We start from the raw sequence: 3,679 nt of genomic DNA on the forward strand, positions 1-3,679 counted from the left end.
TGTCATTTTTTAAAACAACCAATTAAAACAACTATTTAAAAGTATAAACATGTAAAGTAGAAGCTAAACTCAAAGTAGAGAAATCATAAAAATACTTTAACTTTCAATATATTGTGGTCTTTTTCTCTACGGTTACATAACGCCGCATTAAGGGGCAGGCAACGCAAACCACTGAACTTAAACTAACCTGCCGTAACCTCAAATACGCATCCAAACCAAAAATGCCACGCGTTGATTGTCCATCTTAAATGCTTTGTTAGGCGATTTTATAAACTATTTCAATCTCTTACCAAAGAAACATCAGAACAAACCAAATTAAAACAACATGTGAGTTTAACATTGACCCTGTAATATTCACTTGCCAACAACGAAACTCATGGTCTAGTTCAAAGAAAAAATCACGGCCACCAAGCTCATCGCAAAATCACTCAACTGTTAAGGATGAACTTAAGACTCGAAGAACGAGAAGCACAAAGCTTTTCAAATATGAACAGACTCGATCGTTAACTTTTATGAGAACAGAAAACCGCTGAGATTTTCTTTGACTGATAACTTGATGGGTTCAACAACTCATTGATTAAATGACATAATTCAAAAAAAACACGATTAATAATCAACGAATCATTTGTGTAATTTCACGAACATCGCCTAACGCCGCATTAAGGTGTGAGCAACGCTACCACGAAACTAAACCAATACGCCTTAAACACAAAACCCAACGATGGAATGAAAAATGCCAAGCGTTGGGAATCACTCTTAAATGCTTTGTTATATTCGTTACTCAGTGGTGAGTAATACATGCATACGCTTTACAATCATAACTATTGTCAATATTAGGTGGACTGATATGAAAACTACGACCGGCGTAAAAACGTACATGTTAATATCTAGCTTGGGCACACCAATACATGCTAAATCTAATAATTTCCCTCTAGTGATGGACTCTAGAAAGCACATAAATATAAGTGTCAATGCCAATACAATAGAGTAACAAATATTATAATAAAGCTGGTCCAGTAATGACTTCTTAACCGTGTAGAAAGGAACTTTATTTCTTTCATTTCTCTCAGACAACTTTGAACTTTGGTCATAAACCAAAACTAAAACACTTAAGAGCAGTGCCGTAAATATCGCACCAAAGTTAACCAATAGTGATATCAGACTATCGTTAAGCTTAAAGCCTGATAAAAAAACCAAAATTCCAAACAAGAGTGGCACAATAAAGAAAGTGAATACATCAACAAGACTAACCTTACTTGATGATGCATCTTTTAATGTGTTCAAGTGACCAAAAATTATGTTGCAAACATTAATTTTCGAGCTCATATGGAACCTCTAAATTCATACCGGGATACATTGTTTGAGCGTATTCTCTTGAGATTTGTCTAACCCACCAAGTCATAGACTCAAGTAGAGGAACGCCATTATCAAGAACCACTGTCTCATCTATTTCAATTTCACAAACTGTGTTGGTAGAGCGATTGCCGACACAAAATGTTCTCTTTTTGCCGTTTAGCTCGACCACTGTCTTTACTTGAGAACCAAACTCAGAAAGCACTTCCACTGCTTGTAATCTATCGTTACCTCGTGTCATGTAATCTCTAAGTTTTCCTAAGGTACCTTTGCGAGGAGGTTTAATAATTAACTCTTGTTCATTGTGGCCTAGTTTTCGTATTTGGTCTGCTGCATCTTTTAAACCAACAAATTTCGTTAACTTCACCTCTTTCGCAGGTGCATCTAACCACGCATGAATCGCCTTATCATACGCAAGAGGATTCATTTGAAGAGTTAGATTGGTTATGTTTTTGAAGTAGGTAGAAAAAAGAACGTAGAAAAGAGTTTTAATGCCATTGCCTCGGTAAGAGTGCAAAAAAGCCATCGCCTCATTTACACCCACGGGGATGTAAAAATGCACGTAATGCTTGATTATCTCAGCATTATTTTGAGCTTTCTCGAAATCAACTTTACCGGTTTCAATATCAATGATATCTGTTTTAATACCATAGTAACCTACGTTGAACCAGCCGTAGATTTCTCGGGTATTCTCGTTAATGGTAAAATCACTAAATTGGTAAACTTGACGAATATCATCTTTGATTTGGTATGAACCTGAGTTATTCCGAATAAATACCTTTAGGATCTCAAACAAATCGTACTGCCCAATGCGATCCAAGGTTGAGTACCTTTGCTCTCTTTTACCCTCAAGATCTTTGTTGTAACAGCGAAACGAATAAGGAGCAAGAGAATGCATTTCATGCTCGTAAGTCTTAACCATGGTAAAAAGTTCCAAATAACATCAATGCCCGCATTATATGCACACACTCTCATTATTGGTATACATATATGCTCATAGTGTGACTAGAATATAACGCCCACTTAAGGGGCTGACAACGCGACTACCAAGTTTCTGCACAACACCGAAACCACCGAAACCACCGAAATCAACGCATAATGAAAATGCTGCGCGTTGGAAGTCCCTCTTGAAGTGTTTGTTATGCTTTATTACTCATTGATTACATTGAATTTTTACAATGATTATCGGTTGCAGCCACTTTAACTCAAAATGATAAACTTGCCTACTTTCAGCAATCATTGGTGCAAATAAGATCCCAAATAAGTTGAAGCGAATTAGCCTGCGAAATCAATGGGCAAACAACACCAAAGGAAGAGACCGTTCAGCGAAAAATGAACCTTTTGTGTGCACAATTTATCAGAGCAGAGCCGGAAAAAAGCGCACAATCATCGATAAACTTGCGCTAACCAAACACTGTCAGCAAGTAAGATGTTCATGAGATCCCAAACATGCTGAAGCGAAATAGCCAGTGGAATCAATGAACCAGTAACACCAAAGAAAGAGATCTTTCAGCAACAATCGAACCTTTTGCGTACACAATTTATCAGAGCAAAACCCGACAAAAACACAGAAGCATCGTTCAACTTTTAATCGCCACGAAAAAGAACAATAAACTCATAATATCAATAAATTAGAATAGGAAAACTTCTAAATCAGACCAAGCTTTCCCATTAAAATTTGTGAATTGATTTTGCTGAAGTTCAATAAAGCATAACGCCCGCCTAAGGGGCTGACAACGTATTACCACTAAACTCAAACACAACAACTGCAACCACCGCGGCTCATTGGGACTGGAAACGCCACGCGTTGACAGTCCCTCTTGAGGCGTTTGTTAGCTTCGTAGCCTATTGTTTAGCAATGATTTTTCAAACACATTTGCTTGAAAGTCATTTTACGCAAAAGCATCAAGCAAACACACGTCCAGCGCCAAAAGCTGTGAAGTGAGCTGTCAAAACTCACAGGGTTCAAGGTTGAGTTGGCCACTTACCGAATTTCCGACAAAAAAAGCGCGATTTCAGCGACGATGCAGCCTTTTGTGAAACCAAGTTGGCAGTGTTGAACATCAAACAACTTTGAAGCATCGAGACTTGTTGGCTTTCAGCAACTTTGAAATTGTTGAATTATCAACGCTTTCTGCTACGTAAATATCCGACTGAAACGCAAAGGCTGATTCGTGAACTTTCAAAGCATGAAGCTGATTTTTCAAGAGCATTGAACTCAAGATTTTGATAACCCTTGCTTCAAGAAGCTAACGCCCGCCTAAGGGGCTGACAACGCATTACCACTAAACCCAAACACAACAACTGCAACCACCGCGGCTCATTG

General features: G+C 38.1%; 1 protein-coding gene and 2 pseudogenes. All 3 read right to left on the reverse strand.

Going from position 1 to position 3,679, the window contains the following annotated elements:
* Window positions 1-1,309 precede the first annotated feature (1,309 nt).
* Entirely contained in the window at window positions 1,310-2,275 is a 966-nt protein-coding gene (locus EXA13_RS16180; protein ID WP_238134050.1) for a hypothetical protein, read from the reverse strand.
* A 1,030-nt stretch (window positions 2,276-3,305) separates the two neighbouring features.
* Window positions 3,306-3,399 (reverse strand): annotated as a pseudogene (locus EXA13_RS17005) (ggdef family protein); the annotation flags it as partial.
* Window positions 3,380-3,424, reverse strand: a pseudogene (locus tag EXA13_RS17010) (hypothetical protein); the annotation flags it as partial. The pseudogenes EXA13_RS17005 and EXA13_RS17010, both read right to left, overlap by 20 nt.
* Window positions 3,425-3,679: the final 255 nt, after the last annotated feature.

This window comes from Vibrio cincinnatiensis, assembly GCF_022113815.1.
Classification (GTDB): Bacteria; Pseudomonadota; Gammaproteobacteria; order Enterobacterales; family Vibrionaceae; genus Vibrio; species Vibrio cincinnatiensis_A.

What these genes read in the sequence shown, in the direction of transcription:
- EXA13_RS16180 (WP_238134050.1), bottom strand. Translation starts at nt 2,275, where the DNA reads ATGGTTAAGACTTACGAGCATGAAATGCATTCTCTTGCTCCTTATTCG.